The sequence below is a fragment of the Oleiphilus sp. HI0123 genome, from assembly GCF_001635315.1.
Genome location: NZ_LWGE01000110.1, coordinates 1 through 416 on the forward strand (window position 1 = coordinate 1; position 416 = coordinate 416).

At 46.2% G+C, this 416-nt stretch carries 1 protein-coding gene; it reads left to right on the plus strand.

Going from position 1 to position 416, the window contains the following annotated elements; genetic code table 11:
- Positions 1-20: 20 nt before the first annotated feature.
- Positions 21-416, plus strand: a 396-nt coding sequence (locus tag A3761_RS01055) for a hypothetical protein (protein WP_197472700.1), incomplete at its 3' end; no start/stop codon positions are given.

Consider the following 416-nt stretch of genomic DNA (forward strand, 5'->3'; position numbering starts at 1 on the left):
TTGTAAATGGCATAAACCTAATGAACACTGGGTGGAAGTTTATAAACCAGAACGATATAAACTACAGCCCGGGTAACAGACCGGACATCAAGGTTATTGCAACCAATGTTGCTAGATTTAGTGGCAACCCTACTGTCGGTAATAATGGGTATGTTCACTTCAACCAACCTCTAACTCGACCTGATAATGGTGCCGAGTTTGGGCAAGGTAACGTGAGTGAGATGCATGTAACCACTGTAGGGGTTTACAATTTTAGATCTGATGCGCAATGGTACGTAAAATCTAACCCGCCGGAGATTGGAAACCAGTGGGGTCCTGTATGGTCCGAAGCAACTCGTCCTCTCAGACTAGTAGGCGGTACTGGCTTTGCCGATATAGGGGGTAACCTGCGTACTAGTGGTAATGCTAGTCACCAC